The following is an 18,393-nucleotide window of genomic DNA, read 5'->3' on the forward strand; positions in this document are numbered from 1 at the left end:
CCCTCGGAATCACTGACAACCTCGGGCCCGTGCTATCGTGCCCGCCCGAGTATCTACATTTGCCAAAGCATGTTCGCGATCTCTCGCTCCATCCGCTTGACACTGTATACGCTGATGATCATCGCCGGCGCCGCCCTCGCCGCGACCCTGGCCATCCGCCACGCCGAACGCCAGGCGCTGGAAGAAGACGCTGTCCGCGCCAATCAGCAACTGGCGCTGTACGCCAACTCCCTGCACACCCTGATCGACCGCTACCGTGCCCTGCCCGCCGTATTGGCGCTGGACCCGGAGTTGCGCACCGCGCTAAGCGGTGAAGTGAGTCCCGAACAGCAGCTTGCGCTGAATCGCAAACTGGAAAAAATCAACGGCGCCGCGCATTCCTCGACCCTGGAACTGCTCGACCGCACCGGCCTGGCCGTGGCCGCCAGCAACTGGCGGTTGCCCAGTAGTTACGTCGGCCACAACTACGGTTTTCGCCCTTACTTCAGCCAGACTCGCACCCAAGGCACCGGGCGCTTTTATGCGGTGGGCGTGACCAGCGGCATTCCCGGTTACTTCCTGTCCAGCGCGGTGACCAGCGACAGTGGTGAGTTCCTCGGGGCGATGGTGGTGAAGCTTGAATTCCCGGAGCTTGAGCGCGAATGGCGTCAGGGCAGCGACACGTTGCTGGTCAGCGATGCCCGGGGGATCATTTTCATCGCCAACCAGCCGGGCTGGCGCTATCGCCAATTGAAACCCCTGAGCGACAGCGACCGCGCCGAGCTCAAAGCCACCCGTCAATACGACAAACAACCGCTGACCCCGCTTGAGTATCAACCGGTGCGGCGCTTTGACGACAACAGTGCGCTGACCCGGGTCGACGGTCCCGACGGGACGGCGGATTACCTCTGGGAATCGCTGCCGCTGGCCGCCGAAGGCTGGACGCTGCACCTGTTGCGTCGCCCGCAGATCCCCTTCGAAGACAGTCGCAACGCCGGGCTCGCCGCCGCCGGCGCCTGGCTGACGCTGGTGTTTCTGTTGCTGTTCCTCAATCAGCGTTGGCGTCTGGCGAAACTGCGTCAGCGCAGTCGCGAAGAGCTCGAGCGACTGGTGGAAGAACGCACCCGGGATTTACGCACAGCTCAGGAAGGGCTGGTGCAATCGGCCAAATTGGCAGCGCTGGGGCAGATGTCCGCCGCACTGGCCCATGAAATCAACCAGCCGCTGACCGCCCAGCGCATGCAGCTGGCTACGCTGAGGCTGCTGCTCGATCACGGTCGGGTCGACGAGGCTTACAAGGCGCTCAAGCCGGTGGACGAGATGCTCACGCGCATGGCCGCCCTCACCGGCCACCTGAAAACCTTCGCGCGCAAAAGCCCCAGCGGTTTGCGCGAACGGCTGGATCTGGCGTCGGTGGTGGATCAGGCCCTGCAATTGCTCGACGCCCGCCTGCGTGACGAACAGGTCAGCCTGGTGTTGCACCTGACCCGCCCGGCCTGGGTGCGCGGCGATGCGATTCGTCTGGAACAGGTGCTGATCAACCTGCTGCGCAACGCCCTGGACGCCATGCAGGGCAAACCCTGCAAACGTCTGGAAATCCGTCTCGAAGCCGATGAACAGCTGTGGCGCCTGAAGGTCATCGACAATGGCGGCGGCATTGCCGAGGAACATTTGAACCAGGTGTTCGACCCGTTCTTCACCACCAAACCGGTGGGGGATGGCCTGGGCCTGGGGCTGGCCGTGTCCTTTGCCATCGTCCACGAAGCGGGCGGACGCCTGAGCGCCGATAATGGCGAACACGGTGCGGTGTTCACCCTGACGCTGCCCATCGATCTGGAGGTAGCTGCCTGATGCTCAATTCGGTGATGGTGGTCGATGACGAAAGCAGCATCCGCAGCGCTGTTCAACAGTGGCTGAGCCTGTCGGGTTTCGAGGTTCAGCTGTTCAGCCGCGCCGATGAGTGCCTGGCGCAACTGCCCAGGCATTTCCCCGGGGTGATTCTCAGCGATGTGCGCATGCCCGGCATGACCGGGCTGGAGCTGCTGGCTGAAGTGCAGCGCCGCGATGCCGATTTGCCGGTGATCCTGTTGACCGGTCACGGTGATGTGCCGATGGCCGTCGAAGCGATGCGCGATGGCGCCTACGATTTCCTCGAGAAACCTTTCAGCCCGGAAACCCTGCTCGGCAGCCTGCGTCGGGCGCTGGACAAGCGCCGGTTGGTTTTGGAAAACCGTGCCCTGCATGAGCAGGCGGACAATCGCGCCAAACTCGACGCCACGCTGCTGGGGGTGTCCCGTGGCTTGCAGACGCTGCGCCGGCAGGTGCTGGATCTGGCGACGCTGCCGGTCAACGTGCTGATCCGTGGCGAAACCGGCAGCGGCAAGGAACTGGTTGCCCGTTGCCTGCACGACTTCGGTCCCCGCGCCGACAAGCCTTTCGTGGCGTTGAACTGCGCGGCGATCCCCGAGCAGTTGTTCGAGGCCGAGCTGTTCGGCCATGAGAGCGGCGCGTTCACGGGTGCTCAGGGCAAACGCGTCGGCAAGCTCGAATACGCCGATGGCGGCACGCTGTTTCTCGATGAAATCGAAAGCATGCCCCTGGCCCAGCAGGTAAAACTGCTGCGGGTGTTGCAGGAGCAGAAACTGGAGCGGTTGGGCTCCAACCAGAGTATCCACGTGGACTTGCGGATCATCGCCGCAACCAAACCCGACTTGCTGGATGAAGCCCGGGCCGGACGTTTTCGCGAAGACTTGGCTTATCGCTTGAATGTCGCCGAGTTGCGTTTGCCGCCGTTGCGCGACCGGCGTGAAGACATTCCGTTGTTGTTCGAGTTTTTCGCCCAGAGTGCCGCCGAACGTCTTGGCCGGACATTTCCACCGTTGAGCGGGCCGCAGTTGAGTCATCTGTTGAGCCACGACTGGCCGGGCAATGTGCGCGAACTGGCGAACGTCGCCGAGCGGCAAGTATTGGGCCTCGGCGAACCGGAGCCGGTGGGGATCGATCCCGGCCAGTCTCTGGCGGCGCAGCAGGAAGCCTTCGAAGCCCATTGCTTGCGCGCGGCATTGACCCGGCATAAGGGCGATGTGAAAGCGGTGCTTGAAGAACTGCAACTGCCGCGCCGTACCTTCAATGAAAAGATGCAGCGCCATGGCTTGACCCGGGAGATGTTTATCGGCGAATGATCGTTCCCACGCTCTGCGTGGGAATGCAGCCCGGGACGCTCTGCGTCCCAAAGCCGAACGCGGAGCGTCCGTAGAGGCATTCCCACGCAGAGCGTGGGAACGATCAATCCAGGCCCGGAATAAGCAAATTTCCGCTCATCCGCCCTCTACAATGAGCGGATTTCCGCTCAACAAAATCCACCACCCCCTCTAAACCGGCCCTCCTCCCCTTGGCACAGCTCCTGCTATAGCCCCTGCAGGCTGCGTTTAAACGCGCTCCACAAAAACAATTAAACGAAGGATCCTTCAATGGATAACTCCAACGCCCTGCCCCTTGGGTCGGCCGCCGTGCCGGCTAAAGAAAGAACCACTGCCAGCCGGATCAAATCGATCTTCAGCGGCTCTGTCGGCAACATGGTCGAGTGGTACGACTGGTACGTCTACGCCGCCTTCTCCCTGTACTTCGCCAAAGTCTTCTTCCCCAAAGGCGACACTACCGCCCAACTGCTCAACACCGCCGCGATCTTCGCCGTGGGCTTTTTGATGCGCCCGATCGGTGGCTGGCTGATGGGCCTCTACGCCGACAAGGCCGGTCGCAAACGGGCGTTGATGGCCTCGGTCTACCTGATGTGCTTCGGCTCGCTGCTGATCGCCCTGAGCCCCGGTTATGAAACCATCGGCATCGGCGCGCCGATCCTGCTGGTGTTCGCCCGCCTGCTGCAAGGTTTGTCGGTCGGAGGTGAGTATGGCACCTCGGCCACGTACCTCAGCGAAATGGCGACCAAGGAACGTCGCGGCTTTTACTCCAGCTTCCAGTACGTGACCCTGATCTCCGGCCAGCTCATCGCCCTGGGCGTGTTGATCGTGCTGCAAAACGTCCTGACCACCGAAGAGCTGTACGCCTGGGGCTGGCGCATTCCGTTCGCCATCGGCGCACTGTGTGCCGTGGTCGCGCTGTACCTGCGTCGTGGCATGGAAGAAACCGAGTCGTTCACCAAGAAAGAAAAAGCCAAGGAAAGCGCCATGCGCACCTTGCTGCGCCATCCCAAGGAACTGCTGACCGTGGTCGGCCTGACCATGGGCGGCACGCTGGCGTTCTACACCTACACCACGTACATGCAGAAATACCTGGTGAACACCGTCGGCATGAGCATCTCCGACTCCACCACGATTTCCGCCGCCACGCTGTTCCTGTTCATGTGCCTGCAACCGATCATCGGCGGGCTGTCGGATAAAATCGGTCGTCGGCCGATCCTGATCGCCTTCGGCATTCTCGGGACACTGTTCACCGTGCCGATCCTGACCACCCTGCACACCATCCAGACCTGGTGGGGCGCGTTCTTCCTGATCATGGCGGCGCTGATCATCGTCAGCGGCTACACCTCGATCAACGCGGTGGTCAAAGCCGAACTGTTCCCCACCGAAATCCGCGCTCTGGGCGTTGGCCTGCCGTACGCCCTGACCGTGTCGATCTTCGGCGGCACCGCTGAATACATCGCCCTGTGGTTCAAGAGCATCGGCATGGAAACCGGTTACTACTGGTATGTCACGGCGTGCATCGCGGTGTCGTTGCTGGTGTACGTGACCATGAAAGACACCCGCAAGCATTCGCGGATCGAGACCGACTGATTTCGGACACGCAACAAAAAAAGGGGCAGACCTTACCGGATCGGCCCCTTTTTCGTTGCTGGAAATAACGTGTTCGTCCTTGCACTATGGACGTCCCCCGAACAATGCCCGGAACCCCTTACATGCCCGACGACATCCATTTCTACGAACCCGCCAACGGCCACGGCCTGCCCCATGATCCGTTCAACGCCATCGTCGGCCCGCGCCCCATCGGCTGGATTTCCTCCCAGGACGCCAATGGCCGCCTGAACCTGGCGCCGTACAGCTTTTTCAACGCCTTCAACTACATCCCGCCGATCATTGGGTTCTCCAGTGTCGGGCGCAAAGACAGCCTGAACAACATCGAGCAGACCGGCGAATTCGCCTGGAACCTGGCGACGCGTCCGCTGGCCGAGCAGATGAACCAGAGCTGCGCCATGGTCGGGCCTGAGGTCGACGAGTTCGAACTGTCCGGGCTGAACACCGCCGCGTCGAAAATCATTCAGGTGCCACGGGTCGCCGAAAGCCCGGTGTCCTTCGAGTGCAAGGTCACGCAGATCATTCAGTTGCAGCGCGCCAACAAGGAAGTGGTGCCGAGCTGGCTGATTCTCGGCGAAGTGGTCGCCGTGCATATCGCCAAGTGGCTGTTGAAGGATGGGGTGTACGACACCGCCGCGGCAGAACCGATTCTGCGCGGCGGCGGGCCGGCGGATTACTTTCAGCTGGGGCCAGAGGCACTGTTCAAGATGTTCCGCCCGGGGGCGGTCAAGTGATTACCAGAGCAGGTCGGCGTCTTGTTTGACGTCTTTGAGGCGGGTCAGCTCTTTGGCCGCGGCCTCGTCGGCTTCATGAGCGGTCTTGAAGGTCTGGCCTTCCAGGACCTTGTGAAAAACCGGGGCACCGGAACCACCGAGGGCTTTGACGGCAATCGCGGCGTGGTAACCGCCCTCGCCCGGTACTACGGCTGAAACGGCTTCGAAGTGTTCAAAGGCTTTGCGTGCCATGTCGCGGATCCTGGCTAATGGAGAGTTGCGCCATTAAACCCTCAACCGGCCAGTTTGTGTACCGCTGCCTGGGACTGGCCAAGGGCCTGGGCCGCCGAGACCTCCTTGAAGGTATGAAAATCCAGGCTGTTGACCACCAACTCCTGCACCAGCTCGGCAAAAATCTGCATTGACGGGCTGCCGAAATAAGCGGTCATGGCCTGTTGGTCGGCCCAGAAACCGGACACCAGCCACAGCTCGGGATCGCATTGCGAGTGCTGCAGGGCGAAGCTCAGGCAACCCGCTGCGCTGCGCGATGGTTCGATCAGGGCGCTCAGGCGCACACCGAGTTCCGCCGAACGCCCGGCGCGGGCGCGTACGAAGGCCATATGACTGACGGGGATCTGCGTAGACATGTTCAACCCTCCCAGGTCATCCAGTGGCAGCCGGGGACGGGCTGCGACAGGATCCAAGGTTAGGCGGCGCCTCACCGTCACCGTTAGTCGATTTCTGCCGGCTTATTGCACAATCCTGCGTGGCTGCAGCAAACGCCTGTAACAGCAGGTAAAACACTGTCACACCGCTGCAACACGACTTTCAAGCAAGTTTGCCCGGCGTTGCCCTGCCATAACGGCACCGCGTATTCACCCCGTGCAGAATCAGGCAAGCTTTGGGCAGGATGTGTCTAGCGCTGTCCCTTGCACAAACTTAAGCTCGGCCCATGACCAACGCTTTCCCGAGGATGCCCTGCATGTCGTCGCTCGATCACTTTCAAGCCCCGCTGGACACTGACATGGAAAAACAGCGCGCGGAACTGGCCGCCCTTATCCGTCGCAACACGATGGAGGATGGCAACTATGCTACCGCCGTCGATTCGCTGTTCATGTCGCGCCACAGCCAAAACCATGACTTCGCCCCGGGGCTGGCGCAACCGGCCCTGTGCATCATGGCCCAGGGACGCAAGGAAGTTCGGCTGGCGGATGAACACTTCAATTACGACCCGCTGAATTACCTGGTGGTGTCGGTCTCGATGCCGCTGAGCGGGCGGGTGGTGAATGCCTCGCCCGAGGAACCGATTCTCGCCGTGCGGATGGACATCGACCCGGCGCAAATCACCGCACTGATTGCCGACGCTGGCCCCATCGGCGTGCCCGCACGGCCCACGGGGCGCGGGCTGTACGTCGAGAAGATCGACTCGGCCATGCTCGACGCCGTGCTGCGCCTGGTGCGTTTGCTGGACACCCCCAAAGACATTGCCATGCTCGCGCCGCTGATTCGCCGGGAGATTCTGTATCGGCTGTTGCGCAGCCAGCAGGGGCATCGGCTGTATGAGATTGCCATCGCCAACAGCCAGAGCCATCGCATCAGCCAGGCGATCAAATGGCTCAACGGCAATTATGAGCAACCGCTGCGCATCGACGATCTGGCGAAGGAAGTGAACCTGAGCGTGTCGACGCTGCATCACCGTTTCAAGGCGATGACGGCGATGAGCCCGCTGCAGTATCAGAAACAGCTGCGCCTGCAAGAAGCGCGGCGGTTGATGCTGGCCGAAGGGCTGGAGGCTTCGGCGGCGGGTTATCGCGTCGGGTATGAAAGCCCTTCACAGTTCAGCCGCGAGTACAGCCGCTTGTTCGGGGCGCCACCGCTGCGGGATTTGGCGCGGTTGCGTGTAGGAGCGAGGCTTGCCCGCGAAGAACGATAATGCGGTCATTCAGATACACCGCAAAGACGTCGGTACAATCAACATTGATGTCGCCTGACACATCGCTTTCGCGGGCAAGCCTCGCTCGTACAGGGGGTTATCTATTTTTTTGAGTTTTTTTTCGTTGAGGCTGTAACGCCTCGCCCTGTCGTTTCTCTAGAGCGGTAAGCAAGCACAAACGCTTGCCAAACCAAGCTCAATTTCGGAGAAACATCATGACTGCTACCACCCGCACCCTGTCCGCCACCGCCCTGGTTCTGGCCCTCGGTTCTGCCCTGAGCATCGCCGCGGTCTCCACTGCCCACGCCGCTGACGCCAACATGGAAAAATGCTTCGGCGTGGCCATGAAAGGCAAAAACGATTGCGCCGCAGGCGCTGGCACCACTTGCGCCGGCACCGCCAAAATGGATCACCAGGCCAATGCCTGGAAACTCGTCCCGAAAGGCACCTGCATGACCACCGAGAGCCAGACCTCGCCAACCGGTTTCGGCCAGTTGCAAGCCTACAAAGCCAAGTCGTAATCAGCACCCAGCCTGAGTGTCGACCATGAACCATTCATTCTCCGGGCTCCCGCCCCGCTCCGGGCTGGGGCTCAAGACCGAGCACTTTCGTGAAGTGCTCGGTGCACAACCGGACATCGGTTTCTTCGAAGTCCACGCCGAAAACTACATGGTGGCCGGCGGCCCGTTTCATCATTTCCTGGGGTTGATCCGCGAGCAGTATCCGCTGTCGCTGCACGGCGTTGGCCTGTCCATCGGCGCCGAAGGTCCGCTGGATGGTCAGCACCTGCAAAGGCTTGCCGCGCTGATCGAACGTTATCAACCCCAATCTTTTTCCGAACACCTGGCCTGGTCCAGCCATGGCCCGGTGTTTCTCAACGACCTGCTGCCCCTGGCCTACGATGCACCGACGCTGAACCGCGTCTGCGAGCACATCGATCAGGTGCAGAACACCCTCAAACGCCCGATGCTGCTGGAAAACCCGGCGACCTACCTGGCGTTCCAGCGCTCGACCATCGATGAAGCCGACTTCATCTGTGAAGTCATTCGCCGCACCGGCTGCGGCCTGCTGCTGGACGTCAACAACGTCTACGTCTCCTGCATCAATCACCAAAAAGATCCGCTGGCCTACATCGACGCCCTGCCGCTGCACGCGGTGGGAGAGATTCATCTGGCCGGGTTTGCCGAAGACACCGACAGTCTCGGCGACCGTTTACTGATCGACGATCACGGCGCGCCCATCGATAACGCGGTGTGGGCGCTGTACTCACGGGTGCTGGAGCGGGTCGGCCCGATCGCCACATTGATCGAGCGCGATAACCAGCTGCCGGCCTTCAGCGTGTTACACGCAGAAGCCCTTCACGCCGACGAGTTGCTACTGCGCGCAGGAGCCCGATCATGAGCACTCAAGCCGCTTTTGCCGCCGCCCTGTTCGATCCGCAACGGCCCTGCCCCGAGGGTGTGTTCAGTGCCAACGGTGCCGATCCGGCCAGCCGTTTCGCGGTGTATCGCAACAATGTGCAGAGCTCGCTGATCAACGCCTTGGCCGACAGTTATCCGGTGGTTGTGCAGTTGGTCGGTGATGAGTTTTTCCGGGCAATGGCAGGGCTGTATGTACAAAGTTGCCCGCCGCAAAGTCCGCTCATCAACGACTACGGCAAGGATTTCGCCGAGTTCATCGACAGTTTTGAGCCGGCCGCCAGCGTGCCTTATCTGGCCGATGTGGCGCGGCTGGAGCACTTGCGCGTTCAGGCCTATCACGCCGCTGATGCGCAGCCCCTGAGCCATGAACAAATCGCCGCCGCACTGTCGGCCCCACACGTGCTGAACGAGCTGACAGTCGGGTTTCATCCCTCCCTGAATCTGCTGACTTCAGCCTATGCCGTGGTTGATATCTGGGCGGTACATCAGCGGGACGCGACGCTGGCCGGGATCAACCCCGACCACGGCCAAAACGCACTGGTGTTGCGCAATGCACTGGAGGTTGAGGTCTTCGCCATCGACCACGGCGTCAGCACATTCATTCAAAACCTGCGGCTCGGCCAGCCCCTGAGCCAAGCGTTGGAAACCGCGCCTGCCTTCGACCTCAGCCAAACCCTGGCGCTGCTGATCAGCCACAACGTCATCACCCATTTACGCCACAAGGTATCGCCATGAACACCCCTCACCACCCCATCGCCCACGCCATCGCGCTGCTGGAAAAAATCCCCCACAGCCTGATCGCCTTTATCGCGCGTTTTTCCATTGCCGCGGTGTTCTGGAAGTCCGGGCAGACCAAGGTCGAGGGCCTGGCCATCGACTTGATCGACGGCACCTTTGAACTCGGTGTACCCAGGCTGGCGGACTCGACCATCCCATTGTTCCAGAGCGAATACCACGTGCCGCTGCTCTCCCCGGAACTGGCGGCGTACCTGGCGGCCTTCGCCGAACACTTCTTCCCGGTCCTGATCCTGATCGGCTTCGCCACGCGCTTTTCGGCCATGGCGTTGTTGGGCATGACCCTGACCATTCAACTGTTCGTCTACCCCGATGCCTATCCGACCCACGGCACTTGGGCGGCGGTGTTGCTGTATCTGATGGCGACCGGTCCGGGCAAGTTGTCGATCGATCATCTGATCGCCAAGCGCTACGCCCGCTGAGACGTTATTGCTAAAGCCGATCCAATGCCTCGCCACTGCGCTTGAACCAGCCCATCAAATAATCCGCCAGCACTTGGGTGCGCTTCGGTAAACCGCCCTGATACGGATGCACCAGGTACATCGGCATGCTGCGGGTCTGATACTCGCGCAGGAGCCAGCGTAAACGCCCGTCAGCCAATTCCTCTTGCAGCAGGTAGGACGGCAAACGCGCAACGCCGGCGCCGGCCAACGCAGCCTTTTTCAGCAGGTTGTAATGGTTGCTGGCGAACGGCCCCGACACTCGCACCCGTAGTAATTCGTGCTGTTGGTGATAGAGCCATTCTTCGCGACCGCTGTAATGACTGTTGAGCAGGCAGCGGTGCTCGGCCAGGGCCTGAGGCGTCTGTGGTTCCCCGAATCGCTCAAGATACCCAGGGCTGGCGCAGGTCATTTCGTGCCAGGCCAACAGCGGGCGGGCGACCAGGCGTTCGTCGTTGGCCACTTCCGAGCGGATCGCCAGATCGAAACCATCCCGGGACAAGTCGCGGTAGTGGTTGTCGAGTTCCAGTTCGATCTGCACCTCGGGGTACTGCCGGGAGAACTCCAGCAGCGCGCCATCAAAGAACGTTTCCCCCAGTGAAACCGGAACCGTCATCCGCACCGGACCGGCCATGTCGTCCTTCAGCCGCGCCAACGCCTGACGCGCACGTTCCACCTGCACCACCAGCGCCTGGGCTTGCGGTAACAGCGCCGCGCCCGCCGCCGTCAGGCTCAAACGGCGAGTGGTGCGTTGCAGCAACACCACGCCAAAGCGCGTTTCCAGCAGGCTGATGCGTTTGGAGAGTTGCCCTTTGCTGCAACCCAGTTGTTGGGCCGCCTGGGTGAAACTGCCCGCCTCGATCAACACCGCAAACGCCGCCAGGTCGTCCATTTCACTCATCGATTGTTTCCATTTGAAAACCAAAGGTTGCCCATTAGCACGCTTATTAATAAAAAAAACCACACTAGACTTAACTTTAATTGCAACCCATTGAAGGAGCAGCACGATGAAAATTCTTTTGATTGGCGCCTCTGGCACCGTCGGTTCGGCCATTGACCATGAACTGTCCCAGCGCCACAAAGTCGTCCGTATAGGCCGTAAAAGCGGTGATTTTCAGGTCGACATCAGTGACAGCGCCTCGATCCGCAAGCTGTTCGAACAGACCGGCAACTTCGATGCGCTGATCTGCGCCGCCGGCAGCGTCAACTTCGTGCCGCTGGCCACCATGACCGCACAAGACTTCGAGCTCGGCTTGCGGGACAAGCTGATGGGCCAGGTCAACCTGCTGCTGATCGGCCGGGAATTCGCCAATGACGGTGCGTCATTCACCTTCACCACCGGCATCCTCAGTCACGATCCGATTCGTACCGGCAGCTCCGCGTCGCTGGTCAACGGCGCCCTGGACAGCTTCGTCCGTGCAGCGGCGATCGAACTGCCCCGCGGTCTGCGCATCAACTCGGTCAGCCCGAACGTGCTGGTCGAAGCCATGGGCAGCTACGCCCCGTACTTCCGTGGTTTCAAACCGGTTCCCGCCGCCGAAGTGGCGCTGGCCTACGCCAAAAGCGTGGAAGGCCTACAGACCGGCCAGACCTACCACGTCGGCTAAACCGGTCATTGCAGGGTTGTGATGAACGGTCAGGCTGAGTAACGTGGCGACACTTGTCTGGAGACTCAACGATGCGTGTTGCCCGTTCCTTAGTGCTTGTTGCCCTGCTTCCGCTGTTCGCCGCCTGCCAGTTGCTCGATGGCCCACGGCAAAGCGCCGCCCATGTGGGCCAGACCCGCATGCAGGGCCAATTGACGGCGGCCGATGGCAAGCTGCTGTTCCAGCCGTGCAATGAGCAGCGCAGTTTTGTGGTCAACGACACTGGCGGCACCAGCATTCTGCAAGAAGCCGCCAGCCTGGCCGATGAGCAGGGCAAGCTGTTCGCCGATGTGCGCGGCAAGATCACCGGCAATCAGCTCGATCTGGCGCAGCTGTACCGCGTCGAGCGCTCGGGCACGGCGTGCGACGATGCCAATTTCAAACAACTGATCCTGCGCGCCGCCGGCCATGGCCCCGAATGGAACGTCAAGGTCAGCGGTAAGGGCATGGTCATCGACCGCGCCGGTCAGCCGCCCCTGGCCCTGCCGTACGTTGAAGAACAACTGGGGGATGGCCGTTTCAATCTCAGCACCGAAGCCAATAACCGGCACATCGAACTGTGGGTCGCACCGCAACGTTGTGTCGACAGCAGCACCGGCGCCATCGAGCACATGAGCGCCGAACTGCGCATTGATGGCCAGGTACAACGCGGTTGCGGGTATTTCGGCGGATCGCGTAACGACTGATCGTTTTAGCCTCACTGGAATCATCCTTTGAGGCTTATAATCGCCGGCTTCAAACGCCCTGGCGCAGTTGTGCGCCCCGCGAACCGGATCCCGTCATGTTACGAATCACCGAACTCAAGTTGCCGATCGACCATCCCGAAGAAGACCTGCGCCTTGCCATCGTGCAGCGCCTGGGCATCGCCAGTGATGACCTGCTCGATTTCACCTTGTTCAAGCGCAGCTACGATGCGCGCAAAAAATCCTCCGAACTGTGCTTCATCTATACCATCGACCTCAACGTTCGCGATGAGGCGGCGGTGCTGCACACGTTCGCCGATGACCGTAACGTCAACGTGGCGCCGGATGTCAGCTACAAAATGGTCGGCCAGGCACCGGCCGACCTGAGCCAGCGCCCGATTGTGGTCGGGTTCGGCCCGTGCGGGATCTTCGCCGGGCTGCTGCTGGCGCAAATGGGCTTCAAGCCGATCATCCTCGAGCGCGGCACCGAAGTTCGCCAGCGCACCAAGGACACCTGGGGCCTGTGGCGTAAAAGTGTGCTCAACCCCGAATCCAACGTGCAATTCGGTGAAGGCGGCGCGGGGACCTTCTCCGACGGCAAGCTCTACAGCCAGATCAAGGACCCGAAATTCCTCGGTCGCAAGGTTCTGCACGAGTTCGTCAAGGCCGGCGCGCCGGAAGAAATCCTCTATGTCAGCAAGCCGCATATCGGTACGTTCCGCCTGACCGGTGTAGTGGAAAACATGCGTGAGCAGATTCGTGCCCTGGGTGGCGAAGTGCGCTTCCAGCAACGGGTTACCGATGTGTTGATCGACGACGGCCAACTGGTTGGCGTCGAGCTCCATGGCGGTGAGCAGATCCATTCGAAACACGTGATTCTGGCCCTCGGCCACAGCGCCCGGGACACCTTCCGCATGCTCCACGGCCGTGGTGTGTACATGGAAGCCAAGCCGTTCTCGGTGGGTTTCCGCATCGAGCACCCGCAGTCGCTGATCGATCGCGCGCGCCTGGGCAAATACGCCGGCCACCCGAAACTCGGCGCCGCCGATTACAAACTGGTGCACCACGCCAAGAACGGTCGTTCGGTCTACAGCTTCTGCATGTGCCCGGGCGGCACCGTGGTGGCGGCGACCTCCGAGCCGAATCGCGTGGTCACCAACGGCATGAGTCAGTACTCGCGTAACGAGCGCAACGCCAACTCCGGAATCGTCGTCGGGATCACCCCGGAAGTCGATTATCCGGGCGGTCCGCTGGCCGGCATCGAGTTGCAGGAACGCCTGGAATCCCACGCCTTTGTGCTGGGCGGCAGTAACTACGAAGCACCGGCGCAACTGGTCGGCGACTTCATTGCCGGCAAACCGTCGACTGCATTGGGCAGCGTCGAGCCGTCCTACAAGCCGGGCGTTGCCTTGGGGGATTTGGCCCTGGCCTTGCCGGCGTTTGCCATCGAAGCCATTCGCGAAGCCCTGCCGGCGTTCGAGAAGCAGATTCGTGGCTACTCGCTGCACGACGCGGTGTTGACCGGCATCGAAACGCGCACCTCGTCGCCACTGCGCATTACCCGTAACGAGTCGATGCAAAGCCTGAACGTGAAGGGCTTGTTCCCGGCCGGTGAAGGCGCGGGTTATGCAGGCGGGATTCTATCGGCGGGCGTCGACGGGATTCGCATCGCCGAAGCCGTGGCCCGAGACATTCTTGGCCTTGAGGCCTGACCCAGATGATCGTTCCCACGCAGAGCGTGGGAACGATCATCGGGTCAGATATTTGCGCGCAACACGCTAGTCGGCAATGGCTCACCGCGTTCGACACTCGCCGCCACGGCATCCATCAACCCACTCAATTCATACCCCTGGGCCTTGAGCCAGGCCTGATCGTAATAGGTGTCGGCATAGCGCTCGCCGCCATCGCACAGAATCGCCACGATCGACCCCGACTCCCCCGCCGCCGCCATCTGCCGGGCCGCCATCAAAGCGCCAATCAGGTTGGTGCCGCTCGATCCGCCAACCCGTCGCCCCAATCGCTGCGCCAGGTAATGCATGGCCGCCAGCGACAAGGCGTCCGGCACTTTGACCATTGCATCGATGACCTTGGGCAGGAACGACGCTTCAACCCGTGGCCGGCCAATGCCTTCAATCCGCGAGCCGCAATCCAGACGCAGGCTGGCATCGCCGGTCCGGTAATAATCGAAAAACACTGACTGTTCGGCATCGGCGCACAGCACGCGGGTGCAATGCTGGCGATAGCGCACGTAGCGGCCCAGCGTCGCGGTGGTGCCCCCGGTGCCGGGGCTGGAAATCAGCCAACTCGGTTCCGGGTGCTGCTCGAAGCGCATCTGCTGGAAGATCGATTCGGCGATATTGTTGTTCGCCCGCCAGTCGGTGGCGCGTTCGGCGTAGGTGAACTGATCGATGAAATGCCCGTCGTGTTCGCGAGCAAGACGTTCGGACTCGGCGTAGATCTGCGTCGGATCGTCCACCAGATGGCTCTTGCCACCGTAGAAAGCGATCTGCGCGATTTTTTCCCTGGACGTGGTCGAAGGCATCACCGCAATGAACGGCAAACCCAGCAAACGGGCGAAGTACGCCTCGGAAATCGCCGTCGAACCGCTGGAGGCTTCGATCACCGGCGCACCGGGTTTGAGCCAGCCGTTACACAACGCATAGAGGAACAACGAGCGCGCCAGCCGATGTTTCAGGCTGCCGGTGGGATGGCTCGACTCATCCTTGAAGTACAACTCGATGCCCGGCAATCCCGGGAGCGGCAAGGGGATCAGGTGGGTATCGGCGCTGCGCTGGAAGTCAGCTTCGATGATCCGGATGGCTTCGCGGGCCCACTGTCGGTTGTCGCTCATGGTGGTTTTCTCGTTGAACCAGGTTAGCCCACAAGCTTAGGAAAAAACCTACATCACGCACAGATACAGCTGAGGTCCAATACATCCGGCAACTGCTAGGCTCAGATCCGTGTCAGCCAATGGTGTCAATGATATGGAAACGGCATATAACAAAAAAGAATATAACTTTTGTTTTAACAACTAACGGTACGGGTTAGGGTGTGCCACCTTTTGAATTCATCGATGGAGAGCGACCTTGCCTCTGCGTAGCACGTTCACGCGTTTCTTTCAGTTGGAAGCTGCCAGCGGTCTGTTATTGATCGCCGCCGCTGTCCTCGCTCTGATCATCAACAATTCATCGCTGTCGTGGCTCTATAGCGGCCTGCTGGACACCCCCGTGGTGGCGCAGATTGGCGCACTGAAAATCGCCAAGCCGCTGCTGTTGTGGATCAACGACGGCCTGATGGCCCTGTTCTTCCTGCTGATCGGCCTGGAAGTGAAACGCGAAGTGCTTGACGGCCAACTGTCGAAACCGTCGCAGATCGTCCTGCCCGGCGCGGCGGCGATTGGCGGCATGGTGGTGCCGGCGCTGATCTACTGGTTCCTCAACCGCGACAACCCGTCCGCCTTGAGTGGCTGGGCCATCCCGACCGCCACCGACATCGCCTTCGCCCTCGGCGTGCTGGCCCTGCTGGGTAAACGCGTGCCGGTGTCGCTGAAACTGTTCCTGATGACCCTGGCGATCATCGACGACCTGGGCGCGATCATCATCATCGCGATCTTCTATTCCGGCGCGCTGTCCACCTTGTCCCTGGCTTTGGCCGCGGCCTGCATCGCGGCCTTGATCGGGATGAACCGACTCGGTGTGGTCAAGCTCGGGCCGTACATGATCATCGGGCTGATCCTTTGGGTATGCGTGCTCAAGAGCGGCGTGCATGCCACGCTGGCCGGTGTGACCCTGGCCTTCTGCATTCCATTGCGCACGAAAAACGCCGAGCCTTCGCCGCTGTTGACCCTGGAACATGCCCTGCATCCGTGGGTGGCCTACGGCATCCTGCCGCTATTCGCCTTCGCCAACGCCGGCCTGTCCCTGAGCGGCGTGACCGTCGAAAGCTTCACCCACGACGTGCCGATGGGCATCGCCGTCGGCCTGCTGTTGGGCAAGACCGTGGGTGTTTTCGGCCTGACCTGGCTGGCGGTGAAAATCGGCATCGCCGCCCTGCCCCAAGGCGCCAACTGGGGCCAGGTGCTGGGCGTGGCGATACTCTGTGGTATCGGCTTCACCATGAGCCTGTTCGTCGGCTCCCTGGCCTTCGTGCCGGGCGCCAGTGAATACGCCGGGATGGACCGCATGGGGATTCTGACCGGTTCGATCCTGGCGGCATTGATCGGTTATGCGGTGACGGCGGCGGCGAGTCGCAAGAACCCCGCCCTGCAGAACGCTTAAAGAACACTCTTAGCGACATTCAGGATTCGTCCTACAGCCATGGTTAACCGCGTTCGTTAACGTCGTGCAGCCCCTCTTTTGGGGTTGCCGATGGACGAGCGAAAGGACAATCAGTGGCTGGCAACAAGGACATCCCACGGGTGCAAAACCCACCGTCAGGCGACGGGCATCACATCACTCATCGCTTCATGACGGCCACTGAACTGGCCGAGCGCGATGCCAGACAAAACGCCTACGACGCCATGCTCGCGAGGCAGCAAGCCTTCGAAGACAGCCTTCAAATCATGGCGAAAAAGGACGACGTCATCCGCGCAGGATGCGTGTTCGCCAAGTCCTGCAAGTTGCCGGACGCCATCATCGATTATTCGAATCCCTCAGGGATGGTGCCCACCGACAGCCTGAAGGATTACGGCGAACTGATCCTGCTCGGTGCCCGCGAGGCTGATGAAAGCGGTGGCATCAAGCTCAAGAAAATCAGTGGCACCGCGATCCCGGCAGGCCTGGGCACATTCTCTCTAGCCGGCTCCGCGCTTGAAGCATTGCCTGCTATTGCCGCCAGCACCGCTTCGGCCACATTGGTCGGTCTGGTGGCGTTGCTCATGCCATCGAACCTGGGCGACAGCGCCCTCTACACCGAAGACCAACTGCTCGCCCTCAAACAAGCTCGCACCCGCGTGCGTCTGCGAGTCGAGCAGCAGGCGGATGGCAGCATCAAGGGGTACGGCTTCTACACCGGCAAAAACCGTGACTGGGAAATGGTAGATGTCGTGCAGTTGACCTCACGCGGCAGCCAATACATGGCTGACCTAGGCGAAGGTATCGAACTGATCTGGACACCCGTTGAGGACGGCTCCGACATCCTCGGCATCCCCGCCCTCGAAGCCGCCCCGCAGGCGCCGCATATCTGGGTTTATCCACCGACGAAAGCGGCGGACAGCATTCTTGTGAATCCGGTTTATCCGCCGGAGTACAAGGATTTCATTCTTGTGTTTCCGGCGGATTCGGGGGTTGGGCCGCTATACATCGTAGTTAACACTTCACGTAAAGGCCTACCATCAGCGGGGCATAGCTATCATAAACCTCCGAAAACAGAACAAATCACCGCGTTTCCCGGCCTGAAAAAAGCAAAAAAAATGAATCCTATACAAGGAGGTGGTGGGCTTCGAGAACGTTGGACAGATGCCAAGGGCAGGAGAATTTACGAGTGGGATTCGATGCACGGAGAATTGGAAGTCTACCGCGCAAGTGATGGAGCCCACCTAGGAGCGTTTGACCCCATTACAGGTGAACGGCGCGAAGACCCGAAAGATGAAAGAAGCATCAAGAAAAAATATTTGTGAGGTAATGATGGGATTAAAACTGAGACTGGAGTGGTACGACAAGCAAACCCAACTGTGCCAAGGCGAGGAATCGTCCAAAGACTTAGGCGATGATGAGTCAGTATTGAATGCCTTGGGTATCCCGGTGGAAAACAACATCAATAATGGCGGTTTCAATGTAATCGAAAAATGGGTCGCTACAATTCAGCCTTTTTTTCAACACGACATCGTCTTGACCACTTACGACTATCAGATTTCGTTTGATTACAGTGAAGCCTGGTAACAAGCCCCCCTATGATCTACAAAATTGAAGCCTTTGATAAAGAAACTGAGTTTCTAGTATTCGCGGAAGAATTTCCCAACGGATGCGACGAGCAAT

The 18,393-nt window shown here is 60.6% G+C and carries 19 protein-coding genes; 15 read left to right on the plus strand and 4 right to left on the minus strand.

Annotated features, from left to right (window positions below; genetic code table 11):
- Positions 1-69: 69 nt before the first annotated feature.
- The 4 genes from HCU66_RS16690 (at position 70) to HCU66_RS16705 (ending at position 5,521) form a co-directional block, all read left to right on the plus strand.
- On the plus strand, positions 70-1,830 hold the full coding sequence (locus tag HCU66_RS16690; protein ID WP_205889514.1) for a sensor histidine kinase: 1,761 nt from the start codon (positions 70-72) through the stop codon (positions 1,828-1,830).
- Positions 1,830-3,161, plus strand: coding sequence for a sigma-54-dependent transcriptional regulator (locus HCU66_RS16695; protein WP_205889515.1), 1,332 nt, complete (start codon positions 1,830-1,832; stop codon positions 3,159-3,161). The genes HCU66_RS16690 and HCU66_RS16695 overlap by 1 nt, the downstream gene beginning before the upstream one ends.
- 288 nt (positions 3,162-3,449) lie before the next feature.
- Positions 3,450-4,769 (plus strand): MFS transporter, encoded by a 1,320-nt coding sequence (locus HCU66_RS16700; RefSeq protein ID WP_205889516.1) that lies wholly within the window; start codon positions 3,450-3,452, stop codon positions 4,767-4,769.
- 122 nt (positions 4,770-4,891) lie between these two features.
- Positions 4,892-5,521: a flavin reductase family protein gene (locus HCU66_RS16705; protein WP_205889517.1), complete on the plus strand. Its 630-nt coding sequence runs from the start codon at positions 4,892-4,894 to the stop codon at positions 5,519-5,521.
- Here HCU66_RS16705 and HCU66_RS16710 read toward each other — a convergent pair whose 3' ends face one another.
- Positions 5,522-5,752, minus strand: coding sequence for a hypothetical protein (locus HCU66_RS16710; protein ID WP_205889518.1), 231 nt, complete (start codon positions 5,750-5,752; stop codon positions 5,522-5,524).
- Between the two features lie 41 nt (positions 5,753-5,793).
- Entirely contained in the window at positions 5,794-6,147 is a 354-nt protein-coding gene (locus tag HCU66_RS16715) for a putative quinol monooxygenase (RefSeq protein WP_205889519.1), read from the minus strand.
- A gap of 335 nt (positions 6,148-6,482) precedes the next feature.
- Between HCU66_RS16715 and HCU66_RS16720 the strand changes: the two genes are divergently transcribed.
- The 5 genes from HCU66_RS16720 to HCU66_RS16740 all read left to right on the plus strand — a co-directional run bounded on the left by HCU66_RS16720 (position 6,483) and on the right by HCU66_RS16740 (position 10,071).
- Complete coding sequence (locus HCU66_RS16720; RefSeq protein ID WP_205889520.1) at positions 6,483-7,433, plus strand: AraC family transcriptional regulator; 951 nt, start codon at positions 6,483-6,485, stop codon at positions 7,431-7,433.
- A gap of 215 nt (positions 7,434-7,648) precedes the next feature.
- Positions 7,649-7,954 carry a BufA1 family periplasmic bufferin-type metallophore gene (locus HCU66_RS16725; RefSeq protein ID WP_205889521.1) on the plus strand — a complete coding sequence of 102 codons (306 nt, stop codon included), beginning with the start codon at positions 7,649-7,651 and terminating at the stop codon, positions 7,952-7,954.
- 25 nt (positions 7,955-7,979) lie between these two features.
- Positions 7,980-8,834: an MNIO family bufferin maturase gene (gene bufB / locus HCU66_RS16730; protein ID WP_205889522.1), complete on the plus strand. Its 855-nt coding sequence runs from the start codon at positions 7,980-7,982 to the stop codon at positions 8,832-8,834.
- Positions 8,831-9,589, plus strand: a complete 759-nt coding sequence (locus tag HCU66_RS16735) for an HvfC/BufC N-terminal domain-containing protein (RefSeq protein ID WP_205889523.1) — start codon at positions 8,831-8,833, stop codon at positions 9,587-9,589. Before bufB ends, HCU66_RS16735 begins: the two co-directional genes overlap by 4 nt.
- A complete protein-coding gene (locus tag HCU66_RS16740) occupies positions 9,586-10,071 on the plus strand; it encodes a DoxX family protein (protein ID WP_205889524.1) in 486 nt (161 codons plus the stop codon). The genes HCU66_RS16735 and HCU66_RS16740 overlap by 4 nt, the downstream gene beginning before the upstream one ends.
- A 10-nt stretch (positions 10,072-10,081) precedes the next feature.
- Here HCU66_RS16740 and HCU66_RS16745 read toward each other — a convergent pair whose 3' ends face one another.
- Positions 10,082-10,990, minus strand: a complete 909-nt coding sequence (locus HCU66_RS16745) for a LysR family transcriptional regulator (RefSeq protein ID WP_205889525.1) — start codon at positions 10,988-10,990, stop codon at positions 10,082-10,084.
- Between the two features lie 106 nt (positions 10,991-11,096).
- On the opposite strand from HCU66_RS16745, the gene HCU66_RS16750 reads away from it, so the two are divergent.
- The 3 genes from HCU66_RS16750 (at position 11,097) to HCU66_RS16760 (ending at position 14,130) form a co-directional block, all read left to right on the plus strand.
- Positions 11,097-11,696 (plus strand): short chain dehydrogenase, encoded by a 600-nt coding sequence (locus tag HCU66_RS16750; RefSeq protein ID WP_205889526.1) that lies wholly within the window; start codon positions 11,097-11,099, stop codon positions 11,694-11,696.
- A 71-nt stretch (positions 11,697-11,767) separates the two neighbouring features.
- Positions 11,768-12,421 (plus strand): COG3650 family protein, encoded by a 654-nt coding sequence (locus HCU66_RS16755; protein WP_205889527.1) that lies wholly within the window; start codon positions 11,768-11,770, stop codon positions 12,419-12,421.
- A 95-nt stretch (positions 12,422-12,516) separates the two neighbouring features.
- Positions 12,517-14,130, plus strand: a complete 1,614-nt coding sequence (locus HCU66_RS16760) for an NAD(P)/FAD-dependent oxidoreductase (RefSeq protein WP_205889528.1) — start codon at positions 12,517-12,519, stop codon at positions 14,128-14,130.
- A 44-nt stretch (positions 14,131-14,174) separates the two neighbouring features.
- Here the strand turns inward: HCU66_RS16760 and HCU66_RS16765 are convergent, their stop codons facing one another.
- On the minus strand, positions 14,175-15,269 hold the full coding sequence (locus HCU66_RS16765; protein ID WP_205889529.1) for a PLP-dependent cysteine synthase family protein: 1,095 nt from the start codon (positions 15,267-15,269) through the stop codon (positions 14,175-14,177).
- Positions 15,270-15,504: 235 nt separating this feature from the next.
- Between HCU66_RS16765 and nhaA the strand changes: the two genes are divergently transcribed.
- The 3 genes from nhaA to HCU66_RS16780 all read left to right on the plus strand — a co-directional run bounded on the left by nhaA (position 15,505) and on the right by HCU66_RS16780 (position 18,297).
- Positions 15,505-16,695 carry a Na+/H+ antiporter NhaA gene (gene nhaA / locus HCU66_RS16770; RefSeq protein WP_205889530.1) on the plus strand — a complete coding sequence of 397 codons (1,191 nt, stop codon included), beginning with the start codon at positions 15,505-15,507 and terminating at the stop codon, positions 16,693-16,695.
- A 113-nt stretch (positions 16,696-16,808) separates the two neighbouring features.
- Positions 16,809-18,035, plus strand: a complete 1,227-nt coding sequence (locus HCU66_RS16775; protein ID WP_205889531.1) for an S-type pyocin domain-containing protein — start codon at positions 16,809-16,811, stop codon at positions 18,033-18,035.
- 7 nt (positions 18,036-18,042) lie between these two features.
- A complete protein-coding gene (locus tag HCU66_RS16780) occupies positions 18,043-18,297 on the plus strand; it encodes a colicin E3-like toxin immunity protein (protein ID WP_205889548.1) in 255 nt (84 codons plus the stop codon).
- Positions 18,298-18,393 lie beyond the last annotated feature (96 nt).

The sequence above is a fragment of the Pseudomonas frederiksbergensis genome, from assembly GCF_017114915.1.
Lineage (GTDB): Bacteria > Pseudomonadota > Gammaproteobacteria > Pseudomonadales > Pseudomonadaceae > Aquipseudomonas > Aquipseudomonas frederiksbergensis_I.

Excerpts from the sequence above, each read along its gene's own strand:
- HCU66_RS16690 (WP_205889514.1), top strand. The coding sequence starts at position 70 with ATGTTCGCGATCTCTCGCTCCATCCGCTTGACACTGTATACGCTGATG.
- HCU66_RS16695 (WP_205889515.1), top strand. The coding sequence starts at position 1,830 with ATGCTCAATTCGGTGATGGTGGTCGATGACGAAAGCAGCATCCGCAGC.
- HCU66_RS16700 (WP_205889516.1), top strand. The coding sequence starts at position 3,450 with ATGGATAACTCCAACGCCCTGCCCCTTGGGTCGGCCGCCGTGCCGGCT.
- HCU66_RS16705 (WP_205889517.1), top strand. The coding sequence starts at position 4,892 with ATGCCCGACGACATCCATTTCTACGAACCCGCCAACGGCCACGGCCTG.
- HCU66_RS16710 (WP_205889518.1), bottom strand. The coding sequence starts at position 5,752 with ATGGCACGCAAAGCCTTTGAACACTTCGAAGCCGTTTCAGCCGTAGTA.
- HCU66_RS16715 (WP_205889519.1), bottom strand. The coding sequence starts at position 6,147 with ATGTCTACGCAGATCCCCGTCAGTCATATGGCCTTCGTACGCGCCCGC.
- HCU66_RS16720 (WP_205889520.1), top strand. The coding sequence starts at position 6,483 with ATGTCGTCGCTCGATCACTTTCAAGCCCCGCTGGACACTGACATGGAA.
- HCU66_RS16725 (WP_205889521.1), top strand. The coding sequence starts at position 7,649 with ATGACTGCTACCACCCGCACCCTGTCCGCCACCGCCCTGGTTCTGGCC.
- bufB (WP_205889522.1), top strand. The coding sequence starts at position 7,980 with ATGAACCATTCATTCTCCGGGCTCCCGCCCCGCTCCGGGCTGGGGCTC.
- HCU66_RS16735 (WP_205889523.1), top strand. The coding sequence starts at position 8,831 with ATGAGCACTCAAGCCGCTTTTGCCGCCGCCCTGTTCGATCCGCAACGG.
- HCU66_RS16740 (WP_205889524.1), top strand. The coding sequence starts at position 9,586 with ATGAACACCCCTCACCACCCCATCGCCCACGCCATCGCGCTGCTGGAA.
- HCU66_RS16745 (WP_205889525.1), bottom strand. The coding sequence starts at position 10,990 with ATGAGTGAAATGGACGACCTGGCGGCGTTTGCGGTGTTGATCGAGGCG.
- HCU66_RS16750 (WP_205889526.1), top strand. The coding sequence starts at position 11,097 with ATGAAAATTCTTTTGATTGGCGCCTCTGGCACCGTCGGTTCGGCCATT.
- HCU66_RS16755 (WP_205889527.1), top strand. The coding sequence starts at position 11,768 with ATGCGTGTTGCCCGTTCCTTAGTGCTTGTTGCCCTGCTTCCGCTGTTC.
- HCU66_RS16760 (WP_205889528.1), top strand. The coding sequence starts at position 12,517 with ATGTTACGAATCACCGAACTCAAGTTGCCGATCGACCATCCCGAAGAA.
- HCU66_RS16765 (WP_205889529.1), bottom strand. The coding sequence starts at position 15,269 with ATGAGCGACAACCGACAGTGGGCCCGCGAAGCCATCCGGATCATCGAA.
- HCU66_RS16780 (WP_205889548.1), top strand. The coding sequence starts at position 18,043 with ATGGGATTAAAACTGAGACTGGAGTGGTACGACAAGCAAACCCAACTG.